This is a genomic window from Phnomibacter ginsenosidimutans, from assembly GCF_009740285.1.
Taxonomy (GTDB): domain Bacteria; phylum Bacteroidota; class Bacteroidia; order Chitinophagales; family Chitinophagaceae; genus Phnomibacter; species Phnomibacter ginsenosidimutans.
Genome location: NZ_CP046566.1, coordinates 1,794,309 through 1,813,011, shown reverse-complemented (window position 1 = coordinate 1,813,011; position 18,703 = coordinate 1,794,309). Strand labels below are relative to the sequence as shown.

Here is an 18,703-nt window from a genome sequence, read left to right as displayed (position 1 = left end):
CATTCAACACGAAACATAATATAGCAAACGGTTGAACATTTGTACACCTTGATTGACAGCTGTACCTTACCTCACATCTTCTTCCATCCTCTTTGTTATGCACATTCGCTTACTCGCCAGCTGCTGTATCATGTCGATTATGTCATTTGCACAGATGACTCCAGCTGGCTTCGACAGCACCAAACCGCAAAACGACGCTTCCATTGAGTACATGGGGCACTTCATCAACCTGAAGCTGAGCCAGCTGGGTGGCCTCAATAGCCTGGCGGTACACAACGCCGGCAACGATGTAGACCTTGCTGTGAATGCACAAAGCGTTACCCGTATTGGTGTTAGTTATCGTTTTATTTCATTTGCCATCAAATACATTCCCAAATTTTTACCCGGCAACGATGACGATGCCATTAAAGGCAAAAGCAGTGGCACAGGATACAGTTTAATGTAAACCTGAAACACTGGCAACAAGAATTGTCTTACTCAAGAAACAAAGGCTATTACCTGAAGAATACAGCAGCCTACCGGCCTGGTTGGCAAGATGGTGATCCGTATGTACAATTTCCGATGTTGGTCAATATGCTATACCAAGGGGTAACAGCATACAATTTCACCAACCCTTTTCAGTAAATGCGATAGCCACGCAAACAGAACGGCAATTGAGAAGTACCGGTACATTTATACCAACTTTACTTTACCGGTATCAAATTATAGATGACAAGACTGTATTAACCTCCATCAATTCTTCTCAAAAAAGCAACAGTTTTGAAATACTCTTAGGTGCCGGATACTATTACAACTTTGTATTTGGCAAAGACTTTTATTTGGCCCTTGGTGCAACACCCGGTTTTGGCTACATATACTCCAAACTCACCACCCGTTATCTGACTGAGCATTTTACAACACGGCAGAGCAATGTCATCTTCAGGATAGATGGCAATGCCGGTGCTGGTTTTAATGGCAAACGCTTTTTTGCAGGCGCCTACTTTAGATATAGTGGTGCCTCCTTCAACCAACAACGCACCACTGCTGTAAGTAAGGAAGCCAATCTTTCTGGTCAAGTATTTGCCGGGTATCGTTTGCAAGCCCCCAAATGGCTGGCTAGCAATGTGGATGCCGCTGGCAAAAAAAATAGGACTCTGAACAACATATAAATACAACAAAAGCCCCGGCAACATTGCCAAGGCTTTTTGCTTTGTTCCTCATCAGTTTCCTACACACCACACATTGGAATCAGCAATGTGCCCTAAGGGTTGAAATGATGTTATTCAATTATTGTTCTGTTTCTCTTGTTACTGCGGTGAGTTGCAGTTTTTTACCCGGTGCCACTACCAGCTTCATGCCGGCTTTGAGAGTAAACGGCATATCGAGCACACATGGCAGGTTGTTGGATGGATCAATAATGATTTCAGAATAATCAGCCATGAATGCAGTTGGCGGTATGCCTCCTTTCCAGCTGGCTACATTGGAGAAATTGCCATTGCCGCTGAATACATACGCTTCACGCAAAGGCGTAGCGTATGAAGCAGAACCAATTGTGAAACGTTGTCCGTTGTTCAGGTTTACCTGACGAAACACGACCGTGTTACTATCCAAACGCTGACCAACAGCAGCAATGCCACCATTTACACTTTGTTCATCATTGAAAAGGCCATCGCCATCGGTATCAATCAGCAAACGCAGGTTCTCAGCTTGCACAGGTCCGGGAATGGAATCCAAAGACATTACGACATCAACTGTTCCCACTTCACCAGTTTCGCTGGCCCGCCAAATACGATTGATCCGGCTTACCAATCCAGCTGGCACATCTGCCACACCCACACTGTTTACAACCGCACCATTGTGGCCCCAAAACAACCACTCGTTGGCTTGTACATCGGAGGGATGTTGAATTTGTAATGCCCCCATTCCTTTTGAACCAAATACAGCACTATTATCTGCTGCCATACCAATGCCTACCACATCGTGGTCGAAATTGCCATTGGCGGCATCATCCATGCTGTACAGGTTTCTGGCTGCAGGTATGCTGAGGTTGTACCGTGCGGCTAAATAATTTTCTACAACCAATTGTTGCGCCTCACTGAGCAATGCATTAAACACCAACACTTCAGCTACCTGACCATCCCAAAACTCATGGAAAGCGGGTTGCGTATTCAGCGAATTGAGGTTGCCAATAGTAAAAGTGGTTTTGCCATTTACATGGGTAACGTCAGTATCCACTGCTTGTGCCACCGCATTTAAAGACGATTGGATATTGTTTGGGCTGTACTGTGTTTTCAACATCAGTGGTTGATTGGCAGTAAGCGTACCCAACTCTTTTACTTTGCCGCCACTGAGGTAACCCAATTTGGTAGTACCACTGGCGTTTACATGCAACCCTGCTCCTCTTGCATAACTGCCCGAATCGTTACCCCAAATTTTACTGTACATATTGCCTGTGCGGTGTGTAGCCACTGCATACACTGTCAGGTATGGCATCACCGAAGGGTTAATATTCAAATTGGCAGCATCTAATAACTGGCCATTGAATTGCAACACCGGCTGCTGGTTGAGCACCGCACTTTTGGTTTGCTCTGGCTGATAACTGCCATTCATTTGAATGGCGTCGTTTCCATTGCCGGTTAAATCATACAGCCGATTCACCTTGGTACCATGGGCAGTAGCCGTAGCAACATTATCCGCACGGTACCATGCTTTTAAAGAAGCCGCTGTTTCATCGGCCTCACTAAATATGGTAGAAACGCCTGCATTTTGACCAACACCTGTTCTTGGGGGCTCGCAGGTCAGCACCATCCAAAATTCGCCACCGGCGTTTGCATCTACTTCTACATAGCGAAGACTATTGTTGCTTCCGTAGCTGGTGATGACAGGTGTGATACTTTTATACAAATTGGCTTGCGCAATATTGTTTGCATAATCGAGATCGGCATTGGCGCCGGTGTAATGCAGCACCCGTATATCTGCAGCAGTACAAGTAGTACCATTTGCACTATTGTAAGCAGCCACAAACTCATCTATTTCTGCAGCGGTTGCTATCAGCCGCAACTTCATGTTGCCGGTGAGTTGCTGTCCACGTATGTCTATCATCCAATTGCGCAAAAAGTAAGCACCCCATTGCTTTTCAGTGGTGCCAAAATAAGCCTGGTACTTTCTGATTTCCTTTGTTACAATACGGCGAGCAAAAGCAACACCTGTAAAGGTTTGGCCGTTTTTCATGATTTCGAAAACCGGCTTTTGCTCACTATCGTAAATGGTATTCCAAGATGTACCGTTTACTGGTACCATGTTTTTTAAGGTAGAGTAATCCTGATTGCTGGCATTGTCTCTTGGGGCCAGCGTATTGTTTTGCAAAAACTCATAGGCACCTACATCCACTGCACTGCCAGATGGACGAGCTAAGTTGTCTAAATCGTTGCTGAAACCAAAACTTGAAATGGCTGCACCGGCATTCAATGCAGGTGAAGTAGCGGTAAGATGATAATCATGCGCAGTCAGGTTTGCAAAATTGGCCGCTGCTGCTGTAGACAGATTGATATTATTACTTTCAGTACCGCCAATGGTTGTAGGATAGTTGATATAAGGCTTGGGGTTGCTGCCAATGGAACCCGGTGCTACCACCAGATTGTTGACAAACTGTGAACCGGCTACCATTGTCTTGTTCACGTTATTTACCCGAATACCATCACGGCCCGTTTTTACAATCGTGTTGTTGATAATTCTGATACTCAAACCCGGGTCGCCTGCAAATGGCCTGTCATCTACAATAATGCCATCCTGACTGGTGGTACCAGTATTGATGAGCAGGTTGTTGTACAAATAGTTTACACCCATACCAAATACCTGAATACCGTTTCCGGTTCCGTCTTTTACAATATTGTTGTACACACGGCCATTGGTACGACCACCCAACAAAATACCAGCCTGCTGGCTACTCATATTGGTACGGCCATAATTCAATACCCGGTTGTTGTAAATTTCTACACCAATTGGAGCACTGGCCACCTGAATACCATCCCAACCTGTTGAGTCAGTAATGTTATCATGAATTTTTACATTGTGAATGGGCTGTACCTGAACCGTAATACTTACACCTGAACAGTCTGTTACTGTGGATGTATAATTGGTGTTGCCAATGTAGAATCCCTCTCCTTCAATATTGTGGATGTAGTTATTGTACAAATCCAAATTGGCCATTGTCCAGTTGGGCCCCCATGTACCGGGAGCACAATTGGCAGGATTGGTTTTCATAATAAAACCGGCCTGTGTTTTGGTCACTTCGATATGATCAACGGCGAAGTTGCCAGAGCTATCACTAATGGCTACGCCGTTTGCTATCACTTTGGTTGATCCGTCTATTTTAATACCGTATTCCAGTCCTGGCATACCGGTACCACTCAAGCGGAAATATTGACTCTTAATCACCCGAAAACCGTAGCTGCCACCATTGAAAGTACCATCGGCCTTTTGTACGGGTGTAATCTGCACCACACCGCCGCAGTTGATAATCTGTACAGGATTTTCTGGGGTACCCTTCACTCCTTCTATCGATATGTAGGGATAAACACCGGCGAGAATACAAATGCGTTCACCGGGTTTCACATTGGCAGTTTGCAGTTTTACATAAATACCGCCATCGGCCTGTGGGCGAAGAATACGATCGCAACCACAATCGCTGTAATTGCCTGCAGAGTTCACCACAATCTGTACGGTATCTGCTGTCTTAGCACTGTTGTTATCTGTAACAGTCAGTTCAAACTTGTAAGAGCCCGCTACCATATTGGTTACTGTAGCATTGGCATTGGCTGCATTGCTGAGAGTAAAAGTGGTTGGACCGTCAATCTTTTTCCAGTTATAACCAACCATATTGCCATCCAAATCGGCTCCTGTGCCACGCAAAGCCACACTATTAGTTGGCAATACAATTAAGGTATCAGCGCCGGCATTGGCTACTGGTGGAATATTATTGGGGTTGTTGCTGCTCAGGTTGATGCGTTGTTTCAGCATCCAGGTATAAATGCTTTCGCCGTTTTCCTGCCATGCAGGATTGTACCAGGTATTCCAGCAGCAATGGCCGCCGACATACTGGGTATAACGGGCACTTCCGGGTACGGCAGCGTTCAGGCTATCCCGGGTAATGTCCATTTTGCGGTAATCGAGGGTTCCTTCAAATCCCCACCATTTGCCGCCATTCAGGGCGAAATATTTCAGGTTGCTCAACGGATTATCAGGATCGGGAGCTGACATAGAAACAATAGCAGCAGGGCGACGACCGTATGTTGGAGAACCGCAGATGTAGTTATCGAAAGTCCAGCCACCCATAGAGAGACCGGTGAGGTACAACCTGCCCGGATCGATGCGCCAGCGGGCCAAAATAGAATCGATACGTGTATTGATGGTGGCGGGCTGAGGCCATCCGGTGGGTGGTTGTAAAGAAATAACGATGGGCTTTTCCAGTTTGCCGTTTACGTTGAACACCATGTTGTGACCTTCGGCAATGTATTTGCCAGGACCGTACACCAGCATTTTTGATGGATCGGTACCTACTTCACCAACACCGGAAATGAACACGATAACCGGATATTGTTTTGAAGGACTATCCACATAATCATTGGGAAGATGTACGTATGCATTCCAAGAAGCGATAGTGGTAAGTGATTGATCACCAACCTGTGCCCCGGCATACTGGAAACCAAACAGCAAAGCTGCGATGGCCAGTAAGCGGTACAGTTGTACACGCAGTATCCCTGTAACGATGCTATGTATTGCGTTCGTCATTGGTTGGGTTGGTAAGTATGATGATGTAAAAGCGGAGGCCAGCCAGACCTTCATTCACTCCGCAATCTTCTAGGCTTTTAAAGAAGCCCGGCAAAGATTGCCTTATCTTAAAGTATCTAAACTAGATAGTTCTCTCACCCACTTCTGTTTCAAACACTCTTTATAAGACAACCTTTGTGCCAAAATTTGAATTTCAGCGATTTCCGGGCTATTTTTTTCTAAGTCGAGTCTCTTTGTTCTGGTAAAAGGCCTGATTTTTTTCAAATAACGATTCGTGGTATTATATAACTATCACTTTTAGGCCGTTTACTGTTGAGAATCACTAAAATAGGATTTTTATTGTTGCAACACTATTTTTTATTGAACCATCAGCTTCAACATTTCAGCTTTGGCACCTGATTGCACTTTTACATAGTACATACCTGGCTTCATACCTGCAGTATTGAACCGAACGGCCATTGAGGATTGCTGTTTTTGAAGCTGTTCTTCTTTTACCACGGCACCAGAAGCTGCGATAATTTGCAATTTCACTGGTCCATTGTAAGCACCATCCAGCTTCACATTGAAAGCAGAGCTGGCGGGGTTAGGCCATACCTGTGCTTTTACAACTGGCGTAACTGCAGCTACGTGTACCTGCTGAGTTGTGGGTTGCGCTTCAACATCAGTGGCTATGGGAGCTGCAGGTTGTGCAGCAGCAGCTGTTTGTGCCTGAGCGTTTTCTACCGTTACAATATCAATTACACTCACATTGCCGAAGGTTTGGCCGGGCTTCACCCGCATATCAAATACCACTTCAGTCACTCCGGTAATGCCATTGATATTGATGGCATTGTTATAATCTATATTCATTACTGAGTTAGATTCTTGTGTGAAACTGGCGTCAGTAGATTGCTTGATTTGGATGGTACGAACACCATAAGTAGTGCGGGTGCCCCAAAACTTGAAATTGTAAGTAAGTGCAGGGTTGAGACCAAATACTCTCCAGCGACCTGTGGTGGTAGAGCTGTGTGCGAAAATGTTGTCGTTTGTAGCTGTAGCAGGATAATCACCTACATCGCCAATGGTATTATCACCGTTGGTACCGTAACCAGTAAGGCCAAAAGTTCCATCCAATCTTTCAATGACTTCGATACCCAATCCGGTTGCATTGTTGGCGGTGTCTTTGGCGTTGCTCAGTTGCACACCGGCACGGCCATTGGTCATATTGTTCCAATATTTACCCCATTTATCCTGTGCGGTCAATTGGCCAACACTTGGCGCAGCACCACAATCAATCAAAATGCGGTTCCTTTTTGAGCTCAGAACGGTTACAGTAGCTGCTTTTACTGTAATCAGGATGGTATCAAGCAGCTTGTAAGCCATAGTTGTCGGTTACTTGCATGCGAAGAATGTGTTGACCTTCAGCCAAACCAAGCAATACCAGCGGCAAGTGTATTGGCATTTGTCCAGGTTACAGTACCGGGGCCACTAATGCGGGTCCAGCTGTAACTGCTTATTTGTCCTTCAGCATCAGTTGCGGTAGCTTGTGTGAATGTCAGGGAGTTGGCGGGCAAAGTCATGCTGACATCTGCACCGGCAAATGCAATTGGATAAGCATTTACGATCGACTGCATATCGTCGGTAGACTGGGCACCTTTATCGTCTGTTACTTTTAATTGAACCTGGTATTTGCCTGCAGGCAATGTGGTTGGCGGAACAGCCACCAGATTGGCCACTACTACTCCACTTACGCTGTTGGTAATGGTCCAAACACTACTTACTATTGAACCATCGGCATCTGTACTAGCAGCTGAGCTCAGGCCAATGGCAGCGCCTTCAGCTACTACTTTATCAGCACCGGCTACGGCTACAGGAGGCTGGTTTACAACAATCACAACTTGTACAGTGTCTTTTGCTGTTGCACCTAAATTATCTGTAACGGTAAGAACGAAGTTGAAGCTACCGGCACACAAACCACTTACGTTAGTTTGCAAAGTATTAGCTGTTGCAAAATTACATGTACTTGGTCCGGCTATTTGTAACCACTGAATAGCAGCAATGCTACCATCGGCATCGTAGGAAGAACTGCCATTGAGTGTGCAACTGCTTTGAAGTGTGCTAAACTGCTGGTCGGCACCTGCAATAGCTACTGGCAACTGGTTGATGATAATGCTAACGGTATCTTTTGCAATGGCACCTTTATTATCTGTAATGGTGAGTGAAAAACTAAAGCTTCCGGCTTTCAAACCACTAACGGTTGTTTGCAATGCGGTGGGTGCAGAAAAACTACATGCAGCAGCACCGGCAATTTGTTGCCATTGAATACTTACGATGCTACCATCAGAGTCGTAAGATGCGCCGCCATTTAAAGTAGCACTGGTTGCTGGAGCGTTAAGAACCTGATCGGCTCCGGCATTGGCCACAGGCGCTACATTACTAACCACATTTGAGACTACGTTGATTTTCATAGTGTCTTTGGCAGTAGTACTGGCATAATCAGTCACCATCAATTCTATGACATAAGTACCTGCTACCAGTCCTGAAATTTTACCAGATGCAGCGGTTGGCTTTGCAAATACGGCTGTAGATGGACCAGAAATCTGGCGCCATTTCCATGCAGAGATGGCACTTTCGTTGTCGGTGCCACTACCATATAACATGGTAGTATCGGTAGGCAGCAATACTTGTTGATCGGCACCAGCATTCGCTTTGGGGGCTGTGTTTGGAATGACGGGACGCAAACCTCTTTTCTGACGCAACATCCATTCGTAAATGCTTACGCCATTTTCCCTCCACTCAGGATTGTACCAGGTATTCCAGCAACAGTGACCGCCCACATATTTTGTATAGCGGGCTGTACCAGCACGGGCATTGTTGAGTGTGTCTCTCGTCAAATCCATTTTCCGGTAGTCTTGAGTGCCTTCAAAACCCCACCACACACCACCTTGATATGCATAGTGGCGCAGGTTAATCAAAGGAAAATCTGGATCGGGAGCAGACATAGACACAATGGCTGCAGGCCGCTTGGCATAAGCTTCGCCACCAGAAATATAGTTATCACAACTCCAGCCGCCCATTGAGAGACCAGTCATGTACAAACGGTCTACATCAATACGCCAGCGTTTCATTACGGAGTCGATGTATTTGTTCATGGTCAATGCAGATGGCCAGCCTTTATCGGGCTGTAATGAAATCACGATGGGTGTTTCGAGTTTTCCATCTACCATAAATTCCATTTTATGGCCTTTGGCAATGTAGTAGCCAGGGCCATATTTTAATACGGCAGCAACATTGGTGCCTACTTCGCCTACACCGGGTATAAACACGATGGCAGGATAAGCTTTGCCGGAAGTGGCATAGTCAGCAGGAAGGTGAACATAAGCGTTCCAGGCGCCTACTTTGGTAAGCGTTTGATCTCCTACTTGTGCCAAAACAGTAAAACGAATGGCGGCGATAAACAGCAGGCCTACGAGGATCACATGCCTCCATAGGAATCTAGGTAATACAATTGTGGTAGCCATTGTATTAAATTTTTTAAGGTGTTATAATCTGATTTGCTGCTACATTTTCATGAGCAACAGCCTGTCGCTGGGAGGAGGGAGATTTTTGACAGACCAGGCAGTCCAGCCATTTTGTACACAATGACTCTGCGGTGACGGAAAATGAAAACTCTCGGAAATTGAAGTGCGATGCGATGTTTGAAATAGCGAACATGTTTCTTTCGAAACTCTGTCAGCATAAGGGGGTGAGAGAGCCTTATTTTCAGATGTAAAAGTAGAAACACAGGAGAAAACCAATGGTAGCCAGCGATGCCAATTAATTGTCATTTTCACAACTACATGCTGTGGAGTATGCATGACAAGCCCAACCAAGAAAAAGAAGGGTTCTCTGTAATAAAATTTATGACAGTAGTTTATGGTTTTGACATATATCAAAAACACATTGAAGTATATTGCCGAATAATACCAAACCGCACTTCTGTGAAAACCCTTGCACTGTTTGATTTTGATGGCACAATAACGACACACGATACTATGCTGGATCCGGCCTGCTTTTCAGCCGGCAAATTCAGGTATATACTTACGATGATTGTTATCAGTCCTGTGCTGCTACTGATGAAACTCAAATTGATAAGTAATAGTTTTACCAAAGAACTTTTTATGAGTGTTTTTTTTGGTGGAATGAACGAGCAGGCATTTGTGCAACTTTGCAACGCCTATAACAAAAAACGTCTACCCGAGCTCATTCGTCCAAGAGCCTTGGCACAAATACAATCGCATCTGGAACATGGAGATGATGTGTATGTAGTGTCTGCTTCTGCCACACACTGGCTGCAACCCTGGTGCAACCAACAGCAGCTCTCACTGATTTGCTCTCAGCTGGAAATAGTTGATCGAAAATTAACCGGCAAACTGGATGGCCCCAACTGTAATGGTGAAGAAAAAGTACGCCGCATACAACAGGCCATCAACCTGAGCCTATACGATAAAATTATTGCCTACGGCGATAGCAGTGGCGATAAAGAAATGTTTGCCATCAGCCACGAACATTATTTTAAACCTTTCCGAAATGAATAATGCTACATCTTCATTTTCTTGAATACAAATTCAGGAACGCATTTGATGATGAGCATGATGTAACGCCAAAACCATTTCACATAAATGGTATTTTTCTTTTTGTCTACAGCATGTACAACTGCCTTTGCTACCTGCATGGGCGAAGCAGTGAGCAATGGCGGCAAGGTTAATCCATCCGTCATTTTGGTTTTGATAAACCCTGGCTTCACCGTTACCACGTGTACCGATTTATGAAAAAGCCAGTTGCGCAATCCATCGAGGTATACAGAAAATCCAGCTTTAGCACTGCCATATAAGAAATTGCTTTGACGGCCACGTTCGCCGGCAACTGAGCTAATACCAACAATAGTACCACTCCCCCGCTCTGCCATACGAATGGCAATGGCATTGCATACGGCCACAGCACCGGTATAATTCACGGCTATTGTTTTCTCTGCCTCGGGCCAATGCTGCATTGATTGCTCGTTAGTATCGAGATAGCCAAATACACATACTGCTACATCGGCCAGCGGCTGCGGCTGACTAAAGGTTGCAGAGGATGCTGCGAAATCAGCTGCATCAAATACAACCGAAGAGCACTCCACCCGATAGCGAATTTCAATGTCTTTTTGGATGGCTTGCAGTTGTGCAGGATTGCGGGCAGCCAGCTGTATGCTGTAACCTTTGGCGGCATAAGCTTGTGCAATGGCCTGCGCAACATCGGAGCCGGCACCTAATATTAAAACCGTTGGCATAAGTATTCTTTGCTATTGTGGAGTGAGTTGTAAACGATCGGACAGCAATGAATGCACCACTTGCTGACCGTTATATTTTTGAATGGTTTGTTTAAACTCCTGCAACCGTGGATAGGATTCCTGAAAAGTATGTGCTTTCATTCTGGCATCTTTCGACAAGTAAATTCTGCCGCCATATTCCAACACCAGCTTGTCCATTTCATCCAAAAATTCGAACAGGCCATTGCGAATGGGTATATCCAATGCCAACGTAAATCCCTCCATCGGAAAACCAATCATCGTGTCTTGTTTGCCAAACACTTTGAGCACTGCCAGAAACGATGCGAAACCTCTTTCTGTAATGCGGTGCAAAATATTGGCCAGCCCTTCTTTCTGATTCAGCGGCAGCACAAACTGGTATTGTACAAATCCTTTGCGGCCATACATTTTGTTCCATTCATCTATCACATCCAATGGATAAAAGAATGGTTCGTATGGCACCACATTGTTGATTTCCTTCTTGGTGTTTTTGAGGTAAAACAAAAAGTTGAAAATGCCAATGCTCAGTTTATTCAAAAAGATGGAAGGCAGATACACGGGAAAACGAAACAGCGTTTTATTCACCACTTTCAATGGCTGTTGCTGCTGTGCCGGCGTAAGCTCACTGAGCTGCGCATGTTCGCCAAGCATCAAAATGCTGCGGCCAAAACCTTTCCCTTTTTTCAGACAGTCAATCCATGCTACGCTGTACGTGTAATCTTTATATTCCTCAAACAGCCGAATGATTTCATCGAGGTTGGCTGCTTTAATCTGCTTTTGTTTGATGTAAGAAGTTTCAATTTTCTTCAGTCGAAATTTTACTCTTGATATCAAACCAGTAAGGCCCATGCCGCCACAGGTGGCCCAAAACAAATCGGCATGTGCATCGGGGCTGCACACAATCAATTCGCCACCAGGCAGTATCACATCCATATCTACAATATGGTTGGAAAATGAGCCATCCACATGGTGATTTTTTCCATGCACATCGGAGCCTACAGCACCACCAATGGTAATGAGTTTGGTACCTGGTGTAACAGGCAAAAACCAGCCCTTGGGTACTATCACTTCCAACACCTGATCGAGTGTAACGCCAGATTCACAATCGAGAATACCATTCAATGTATCAAACGAAATGAAGCGGTTTAGTTTGGTGGTGGTAATAACGGTTGATGCCAGCGACGCATCGCCATAGCAGCGGCCATTGCCCCTGGGAATCCAGTCTTTTTTTCTGCAGCCAACGCTTGCAGCTGGTCTCTGAATGCGGGTTGATACTCATCGGCATTTTCAACCGGGTAATTGCCCCAGTTGGTGATATTGCGTTTCATACTCACGGTCTCCTATGATGCATGCAGGCGGGCATGCTGTATATTTTCATCACTGCAAAAGCGTTGCTTTTGTAATGGGGTAAGGGTTATTCAAAAAACGTGATGGTACTCTTAAGGTATACCAAAAAGTAAAACGAGGCACCCCAAAGTGCCATGCATATTTGCAAAAAACGATCGCCGATAAAAATGCGGGTTGGCGAACCCGAACGCTCCAATACAAATACAATTTGCAAATACCGCAGTATGCCCACCAACACAAACAAGCAGGTATAGTACAAGCGGTAGGTGCCCATGCGTTGTATTACTTCGGGGCTCATGGTGTACATGAAATACGCCACCACAATGACGGCACACACCAGCGATAAACTCACATTTAAAAAATCGAGGTTATAGCCTTTGATACTTTTCCGCATGTCTGTACCCGACTTCAGTTTCAGCAATACATCATCCCGACGCTTACCAATGGCCATAAACAAAGCCAGCAAAAACACCATGATAATAAGCCACTCTGAAATGGGAACAACAAGTAATAATGGAACCACCTTTTACCCGAAACACAAAACCCACGGCAATAATGACGATGTCGAGTATCGGGATGTTTTTTAACCCCAATGAATACCCCACGTTGAGCAAAAAGTAAATACCCAACACAAACAAGAATTTCATTTTAGGGTTGGCCATGTATGCCAATGCAAAACCTGCAATAAGCAGCAGCGCCGCAATGGCCAATGCCACCGCAGGTTGAATGAGCCCCGCAGCCAACGGCCGCTTACACTTGGTGGGGTGCTTGCGGTCATCTTCACGGTCGCGGTAATCGTTGAGGATATAAATGGTGCTGGCCACAAAGGAGAAGGCAAAAAAGCCCGGCACCAGCATCAGCAGTTTTTCTTTGTTGAACATTTCGCCGGCAAAAAACAGCGGTATCAACAGAAATAAATTCTTGACCCACTCTTTAGGGCGTAGCAGTTGGATGTATTTCATCTGCAATAAAGGTTAGTACCCGAAAACTGCCGGAAACATACAGCTTGGGTGTGTAAGTGCTTGGTTTAAGTGTATGTGTAAAGGTAACGGCATCATGTAAATAAATCATGAATAAGCGATTGTTTTTCAGTATATCTACCCAAAGCAAAAGACCTTTTGCCTTCCATCAAAACCAAACACGCTGCGTATAGGTTTACTGAATATTTTTACGCCCTATACCCTCCTAGCCATGCAACCAACCAAACTACAACGACTCCTTTTCACTTCCGACATCCTCATCATCATTGCTTTTGCATTGGTGCCACTTTTCAGCACTTTTCCTTATCGGGTCAACATCTTCCTGTCTTGGGAAGGCGCTTACCGCATTTCGCAGGGCCAGACACCGTTTCAGGATTTTGGCCTGCCCATGGGTTATATGTTTTGGGTGGTACCAGCATTCTTTTTCAAGATATTCGGCCCCGGTCTGGTCACATTGGTAAAGGCACAAGTCTTCATCAACATTTTGTCTGGCTTGGCTTTCAGGAGCATGCTCAAATCGCTGCAGGTGCAGCCGGGACTTAGGCTGGCCGGCGTATTGCTCTTTTGTTTGTCTTTTTCTTTTTTCAATTTTTGGCCCTGGTACAACCACACAGTTATTGTGTATGAATTTGTAGCATTGGCCCTTTTACTCAAAGCCATCACGAGCCAAAACAAACTCCGTTTGCTGTGGTTTGCGGCCGGTGGTGCTTTCCTGTTCATCAGCTTTTTTACCAAGCAAGATGGTGGCGGCATGGCCATTATGATTGGTCTCGCATTGATTGGCTACGCCAGTATTGCCGATAAAAAATGGTGGTACCTGCCCGCAGCATTGGCCGGTATAGCATTGGCAGCCGCCTTTTTCTTACTGCCCCTGCGGGGAACCGATTTTGGCTACTGGTTCAATCATGGCCAGCCACCGCACAACTCCCGGTTGTCGGCGTTTGATATTGTAGATGAATTCTTCACTAATTCGCAGTGGATTAAGTTTTACCTGTTCATCATTTTACTACTCATGCTGCCCCGTCTGCTAAAATGGAAACAACTGTGGGCCGATAAAATGATGATGCTGTTTTTCCTGCTTACTGTGGGGATTTTGGCCGAAGCCAGCATCTTTCAAATCACCAGTTACACGCCACCCGACAACAATATTTTCTTTCACAGTTTTGCTGCTGTTTTCATTTTGCAATTGTTGGGCCAGCGCATGGCCGACCTCAATTTCAATTCAATTAAAACTATTACTGTGGTAATGGCCGGCATGCTGCTTTGGTGGAGCGGCACGTATTGGAAATACATCAACCGCATTGTAAGCAGGGCCAATAGTGGAGAGCAAACAGCCGCTGCCGCCGTGGGCAGAAACACGTACATGATTAAGTCGGACACATCAGATGTACCCATGAGTAAATGGATTTTTTCGAACAGAAAGGGCTTTGAAAAAATTTACATGCCGCCTTCCACTGTTGAAGGAATTGAACGGGTGATGAAGATGGATGCGGTAACCAAACCAACTGACAAACCTCGCCGTATTCTCAACTTTACAGAACTGACACCGCTCATTTTGGAAATGAAATACGAACAAGACCGCGGCATTCATATTCCACTGTGGCACCACCGTGGCGTAGCCATGTTCGACAGAGAAACCAAGCTGTACACCGACCGTGTACACAATAAATACTACGATTTGGTTTTGTTTGAATACATGCCAAAGCTCAACAACTTCTTTCCATTTGAAGTGCGGGACTCACTGCTGACCAACTATGAACTAGTTGATTCGTTTCATGCGCCACGCCGCCCCACGGATACCTGGATTGAAGTGTTTGTACCAAAGCATGCCGCCAAAGACAGCAGCGCTACTTCCCCTTTACAATAACAGCAAACTTGTCTTTCCATTTCAGGAACCAGCTTTCAAACCAATGGTAAGAAGCAATGCTGATGGCGAGGCTCAATGCCAGTGCCAGCAACATTTCTGCAAATGAAATACCCGGGCTGCGGCGGTCGAGGTGTAGTTTGTCAAACACCACACCAGCTGCAATAATGCCTACAAAATGCAGGCAGTACAATCCGTATGTGTACACACCCAGTTTTGAAATGCGTTTCAAGGATTGCATTTTGAACAGCGAATGTTTGCTGTAGTTCTGCTCCATAATAATGGCGCCAAACACAATAGCAATAATCAGGCGTTCAAAAACCAGCACCACAGGAATGGGTGGCAGTATATCTTTTTTGAAAAATAAAATAGCAAAGGCCATTACATAAATACCGGCAATCACCCGTTTGGGTAAGGCTTCCCAAAACTGCATAAAGCGTTTGCTGAATACCGCACCGTAGGCCAACAGTCCACCCCAGGCCATATCGCCAATCACAGCAAATGTGTGGAAGTAGCGTACACCGTAATCGTGTTCGTCATTGTTGGTATAAAAGCTGCGGAAAATGAGTGTACCAATGATGATACCCACCATCAGTACCGGCAGCAACCGTAGCTTGATAAACCGAACCAAAACCGGCCAGCTCAGGTAAAACTGTTCTTCTACTGCTACGGACCACAGCACAGAAAGAATCAATGCATCTGGCACTACCGGCCAGCTATGCATGAAGTCGAAGTTGTTGGCCAAGAGTACATAGTACCAGATATTGGCTACTTCATCGGGCTGGCCACCCATGGCTATTTTTATTTGTGGAAACACCACAAAGCCTAAAAAAATACAGGCATAAAACAACGGCCAGATGCGCAAAATGCGCCGCACATAAAACTTACCCACGTTGATATCGCCGGCAAATTCTTTTTCTTTTATCAGCAAATAAGTAATGAGAAAACCGCTGAGTACAAAAAAGAAATTCACCCCAAGATTGCCATTCTGAAACAGTCCGTTCGTGAGGTCATACCATTGTGTACCCTTCAGATTGCTGAAAATGGTTTTATTACTGTGAAATAAAAACACAACAAAAAAAGAGAAGAAACGCAGGCCATCCAGATTTGGAAAAAAGATTTGCGGTTTCTTTTGTGCGGTAGCAGTGCTCATATGTGTGCAATAGAAATTAACGCAAGCCTTTAATCACATCATCCAAAGGAACGAGGATGTATTTTTCAATTTCGATACGGGCAATTTCACGGTTGCGTTGGGTATTGATTTTCTTCGTCATTTCCTCGTTGTACTTTTTCAATGCATCATTGTACGCATCTTCAGTAGCAGCACCGTTTTCAAAGTCGCTTTCCACTTTTAAAAAGTTGAGGTATTCGGCAGAAGTCGATTTGGTTTGTACATCCAACAGTGCAGAATACATCAAAAAGTCTTCATAGTTTTTCAGGATGATGGCTTTGATTTCGCCATAAGTTTTAGAACGCTCCGCATGTGCAATGGCTACATTTTGCTCGGCTACCCGAATGTCTTTTGCTCGTGTAAACATCACACCCAGTGGCAATTGCAAACCGATATTGTACCGCGGAAAAAGGTTGGCCTGATTTTGTGTTGGCTGACTGCCTTTGATAGAAAATTCATTGAGGTTACCCGTCACAATCAGCTGGTTCATGATGGTGCGTTTGGAACGCTGCAATTGTTGCTGTGCTATGATTTCATTGCGGTCGGCAATTTCCATATCGGGGCCGGGTAGTGCCAGTTCTATCAATCGCTGACGGATGTCTTTGATAGTAGAATCAGGTCTCATTTGAGGTGATTGTGCAACAGCCGCTACACTGCTCAGCAGCAATGCAATCATCAGGCAGCTATACTTTCCGGGTTTCATAAGCGTGGAGATTTGTTTTAAAAGTAGGTAATCGGGCTTTACTGTTCTTCTTCCTCCCAGGCAATGTTGGGGTCATCAAACTGTTTGAGTCGTCCAATGACGGCCATCATTGCAAAGAAAAATAAGATGCCGGGCATTTGGCCGATGGCTATTTGTCCGTAGTGGGCTACAATTTGCGCAAACAATGCCGCCGCCATGGCGCAGTACAATGCTTTGATGGTAGGATTGGATGACCGGTAATAATGATGCACACATTGTTGCATCATCACAAAGTACAACAGGCACAAAATAACCAGGCCTATCCAGCCAGCTTCCAAGGCAAATTTGAGGTAGCCGCTGTCGGTAGGAAAACCTGCCAGTTCATGCCCGGGATTGTATCGTTCGCCTTCTACCCCATTTGTAGCCAATCCGCCACCCATAGGATGCGACAAGCATGTATGGCCGAATTAATTCTCTGTTTTCATCCCGCACTTTCAGCGATGCATCGTTGGTGCCATTCATGAGGGTACGAACCCGGTTGATGGCGGCATTATTGACTGGCCCAAATAAGATAAACGCCAATGCCAACAATGAAACCCCGGTAAAAATGAGTGTTCGTTTCTGCTGAAAATTCATAAGGATGTAAATGGAGACACCAATTGCAATAACGATATACGATGTACGGGTGCCAGAATACACGGCGCCTAAAACCATGGCCGCACATGCGAAGTACAACCAGCGTTTGTATGCTGCAAAAGGTTTGAACTGCGATAATACCAATGCAATAACGGCAGTATAACCCAACAAAATACCACTGGCAGCAGGGTCGCTTAAAAATGACATTTTACGGAACATGCCACCCTGATAATAGAGTTTCACTTTGTGCGGATCACTCATGAGCCAGCGGGTTTCAAACCCAAAAAAATCGAACCACTGCTGTTTGCAGGCATATAGCCCGGCCAGCACACACATGATGAGCCAGAACTTAAAAAAGCGAACAATTTTGGGCAAATCGTCGAGTAACAAATAAGCGATGTAATAAATAAGCAGAAAGGCCAGTACTTTCCGATAATAGAAAATAAGCCCGGACATGCTGCGCATATTGGGATTGAAAAACTCAACGAGTAAATACGCAGTGTAGATGATGAGCATGATGCTTACCGGCTGCCGCACAAAACCATCTATCTTTTGCTGCTGCACTTTTTTGCGGAGCAAAGCACTCATCAGTACCAGTACCGTTAATAATTCGGCGCCAATACCCACTGGTAAATCTGTTCCCAATACACGCCCCGGCATAAACATGATGAACGTGTAGGCGAATAGCGCATAAAAACCAAAGTAAGGATTGCCCAATACAGCCAATACGAAACCAATACCCAATGGCGCTGCTGCTACAGCCATTGCCAGCACCAGTTGGTTGGATGCCACCAGAAAAGCCACCACAGCTGTAATGGCAATTAAAACTGCTTTACCGATGAGGGTATCAATCCATGCTTTGTATGTATTTGATGCCAGTCTCATACTTTAGAAAAACAACACTTTCATGAAAATAAATAACATGGCCACAGCAATCATGGTGGTA

Annotated in this window: 17 protein-coding genes and 1 pseudogene; 5 read left to right on the top strand and 13 right to left on the bottom strand. The window is 45.2% G+C overall.

Annotated features, from left to right (window positions below):
* Nucleotides 1–97 precede the first annotated feature (97 nt).
* Both GLV81_RS07810 and GLV81_RS07805 read left to right on the top strand, forming a co-directional pair.
* Entirely contained in the window at nt 98–445 is a 348-nt protein-coding gene (locus GLV81_RS07810; protein ID WP_157478325.1) for a hypothetical protein, read from the top strand.
* A gap of 109 nt (nt 446–554) precedes the next feature.
* The gene (locus tag GLV81_RS07805; RefSeq protein ID WP_157478323.1) at nt 555–1,148 is read left to right on the top strand and encodes a DUF4421 family protein; all 594 of its coding nucleotides are present in this window, start codon (nt 555–557) and stop codon (nt 1,146–1,148) included.
* A gap of 118 nt (nt 1,149–1,266) precedes the next feature.
* Here GLV81_RS07805 and GLV81_RS07800 read toward each other — a convergent pair whose 3' ends face one another.
* The 3 genes from GLV81_RS07800 to GLV81_RS07790 form a co-directional block, all read right to left on the bottom strand.
* Complete coding sequence (locus GLV81_RS07800) at nt 1,267–5,769, bottom strand: PKD domain-containing protein (protein ID WP_197429024.1); 4,503 nt, start codon at nt 5,767–5,769, stop codon at nt 1,267–1,269.
* Between the two features lie 357 nt (nt 5,770–6,126).
* Entirely contained in the window at nt 6,127–7,131 is a 1,005-nt protein-coding gene (locus tag GLV81_RS07795) for a T9SS type A sorting domain-containing protein (protein WP_157478320.1), read from the bottom strand.
* 38 nt (nt 7,132–7,169) lie between these two features.
* A complete protein-coding gene (locus GLV81_RS07790; protein ID WP_197429023.1) occupies nt 7,170–9,227 on the bottom strand; it encodes a carboxylesterase family protein in 2,058 nt (685 codons plus the stop codon).
* A gap of 501 nt (nt 9,228–9,728) precedes the next feature.
* On the opposite strand from GLV81_RS07790, the gene GLV81_RS07785 reads away from it, so the two are divergent.
* Entirely contained in the window at nt 9,729–10,325 is a 597-nt protein-coding gene (locus GLV81_RS07785; RefSeq protein WP_197429022.1) for an HAD-IB family hydrolase, read from the top strand.
* A gap of 2 nt (nt 10,326–10,327) precedes the next feature.
* On the opposite strand, the gene GLV81_RS07780 is transcribed toward GLV81_RS07785, so the two are convergent.
* Nucleotides 10,328–11,059, bottom strand: a complete 732-nt coding sequence (locus GLV81_RS07780; RefSeq protein ID WP_157478314.1) for an SDR family oxidoreductase — start codon at nt 11,057–11,059, stop codon at nt 10,328–10,330.
* Between the two features lie 51 nt (nt 11,060–11,110).
* Here GLV81_RS07780 and GLV81_RS21700 point away from each other — a divergent pair, with 51 nt between their 5' ends.
* Nucleotides 11,111–11,905: a YfmQ family protein gene (locus tag GLV81_RS21700; protein ID WP_425500015.1), complete on the top strand. Its 795-nt coding sequence runs from the start codon at nt 11,111–11,113 to the stop codon at nt 11,903–11,905.
* 123 nt (nt 11,906–12,028) lie between these two features.
* On the opposite strand, the pseudogene GLV81_RS21695 reads toward GLV81_RS21700, so the two are convergent.
* From GLV81_RS21695 to GLV81_RS07765, 5 genes and pseudogenes are all read right to left on the bottom strand, one after another.
* Nucleotides 12,029–12,256, bottom strand: a pseudogene (locus tag GLV81_RS21695) (FAD-binding protein); the annotation flags it as partial.
* Complete coding sequence (locus tag GLV81_RS20145) at nt 12,223–12,405, bottom strand: hypothetical protein (protein WP_246186313.1); 183 nt, start codon at nt 12,403–12,405, stop codon at nt 12,223–12,225. The gene GLV81_RS20145 and the pseudogene GLV81_RS21695, both read right to left, overlap by 34 nt.
* Nucleotides 12,406–12,491: 86 nt before the next feature.
* Nucleotides 12,492–12,890, bottom strand: a complete 399-nt coding sequence (locus tag GLV81_RS19320; protein WP_197429021.1) for a UbiA prenyltransferase family protein — start codon at nt 12,888–12,890, stop codon at nt 12,492–12,494.
* Entirely contained in the window at nt 12,862–13,386 is a 525-nt protein-coding gene (locus GLV81_RS19315) for a UbiA prenyltransferase family protein (RefSeq protein WP_197429020.1), read from the bottom strand. The genes GLV81_RS19320 and GLV81_RS19315 overlap by 29 nt, the downstream gene beginning before the upstream one ends.
* Nucleotides 13,358–13,495: a hypothetical protein gene (locus GLV81_RS07765; RefSeq protein WP_157478312.1), complete on the bottom strand. Its 138-nt coding sequence runs from the start codon at nt 13,493–13,495 to the stop codon at nt 13,358–13,360. The genes GLV81_RS19315 and GLV81_RS07765 overlap by 29 nt, the downstream gene beginning before the upstream one ends.
* Before the next feature lie 120 nt (nt 13,496–13,615).
* Between GLV81_RS07765 and GLV81_RS07760 the strand changes: the two genes are divergently transcribed.
* The gene (locus tag GLV81_RS07760) at nt 13,616–15,271 is read left to right on the top strand and encodes a hypothetical protein (protein WP_157478310.1); all 1,656 of its coding nucleotides are present in this window, start codon (nt 13,616–13,618) and stop codon (nt 15,269–15,271) included.
* Here the strand turns inward: GLV81_RS07760 and GLV81_RS07755 are convergent.
* From GLV81_RS07755 to GLV81_RS07740, 4 genes are read right to left on the bottom strand one after another with little or no spacing between them, the layout of a single operon-like run.
* Nucleotides 15,252–16,421 carry an acyltransferase family protein gene (locus tag GLV81_RS07755; protein ID WP_157478308.1) on the bottom strand — a complete coding sequence of 390 codons (1,170 nt, stop codon included), beginning with the start codon at nt 16,419–16,421 and terminating at the stop codon, nt 15,252–15,254. The genes GLV81_RS07760 and GLV81_RS07755 overlap by 20 nt on opposite strands.
* A 16-nt stretch (nt 16,422–16,437) precedes the next feature.
* Nucleotides 16,438–17,142 (bottom strand): TolC family protein, encoded by a 705-nt coding sequence (locus GLV81_RS07750; protein WP_157478306.1) that lies wholly within the window; start codon nt 17,140–17,142, stop codon nt 16,438–16,440.
* Between the two features lie 38 nt (nt 17,143–17,180).
* Nucleotides 17,181–17,561 (bottom strand): hypothetical protein, encoded by a 381-nt coding sequence (locus tag GLV81_RS07745; RefSeq protein ID WP_197429019.1) that lies wholly within the window; start codon nt 17,559–17,561, stop codon nt 17,181–17,183.
* Nucleotides 17,503–18,642, bottom strand: coding sequence for a hypothetical protein (locus tag GLV81_RS07740; RefSeq protein WP_157478302.1), 1,140 nt, complete (start codon nt 18,640–18,642; stop codon nt 17,503–17,505). Before GLV81_RS07740 ends, GLV81_RS07745 begins: the two co-directional genes overlap by 59 nt.
* Nucleotides 18,643–18,703: the final 61 nt, after the last annotated feature.

Excerpts from the sequence above, each read along its gene's own strand:
- GLV81_RS07810 (WP_157478325.1), top strand. The coding sequence starts at position 98 with ATGCACATTCGCTTACTCGCCAGCTGCTGTATCATGTCGATTATGTCA.
- GLV81_RS07800 (WP_197429024.1), bottom strand. The coding sequence starts at position 5,769 with ATGACGAACGCAATACATAGCATCGTTACAGGGATACTGCGTGTACAA.
- GLV81_RS07795 (WP_157478320.1), bottom strand. The coding sequence starts at position 7,131 with ATGGCTTACAAGCTGCTTGATACCATCCTGATTACAGTAAAAGCAGCT.
- GLV81_RS07780 (WP_157478314.1), bottom strand. The coding sequence starts at position 11,059 with ATGCCAACGGTTTTAATATTAGGTGCCGGCTCCGATGTTGCGCAGGCC.
- GLV81_RS21700 (WP_425500015.1), top strand. The coding sequence starts at position 11,111 with ATGCACCACTTGCTGACCGTTATATTTTTGAATGGTTTGTTTAAACTC.
- GLV81_RS20145 (WP_246186313.1), bottom strand. The coding sequence starts at position 12,405 with ATGAAACGCAATATCACCAACTGGGGCAATTACCCGGTTGAAAATGCC.
- GLV81_RS19315 (WP_197429020.1), bottom strand. The coding sequence starts at position 13,386 with ATGAAATACATCCAACTGCTACGCCCTAAAGAGTGGGTCAAGAATTTA.
- GLV81_RS07765 (WP_157478312.1), bottom strand. The coding sequence starts at position 13,495 with ATGATTTATTTACATGATGCCGTTACCTTTACACATACACTTAAACCA.
- GLV81_RS07760 (WP_157478310.1), top strand. The coding sequence starts at position 13,616 with ATGCAACCAACCAAACTACAACGACTCCTTTTCACTTCCGACATCCTC.
- GLV81_RS07755 (WP_157478308.1), bottom strand. The coding sequence starts at position 16,421 with ATGAGCACTGCTACCGCACAAAAGAAACCGCAAATCTTTTTTCCAAAT.
- GLV81_RS07750 (WP_157478306.1), bottom strand. The coding sequence starts at position 17,142 with ATGAAACCCGGAAAGTATAGCTGCCTGATGATTGCATTGCTGCTGAGC.
- GLV81_RS07745 (WP_197429019.1), bottom strand. The coding sequence starts at position 17,561 with ATGGGTGGCGGATTGGCTACAAATGGGGTAGAAGGCGAACGATACAAT.
- GLV81_RS07740 (WP_157478302.1), bottom strand. The coding sequence starts at position 18,642 with ATGAGACTGGCATCAAATACATACAAAGCATGGATTGATACCCTCATC.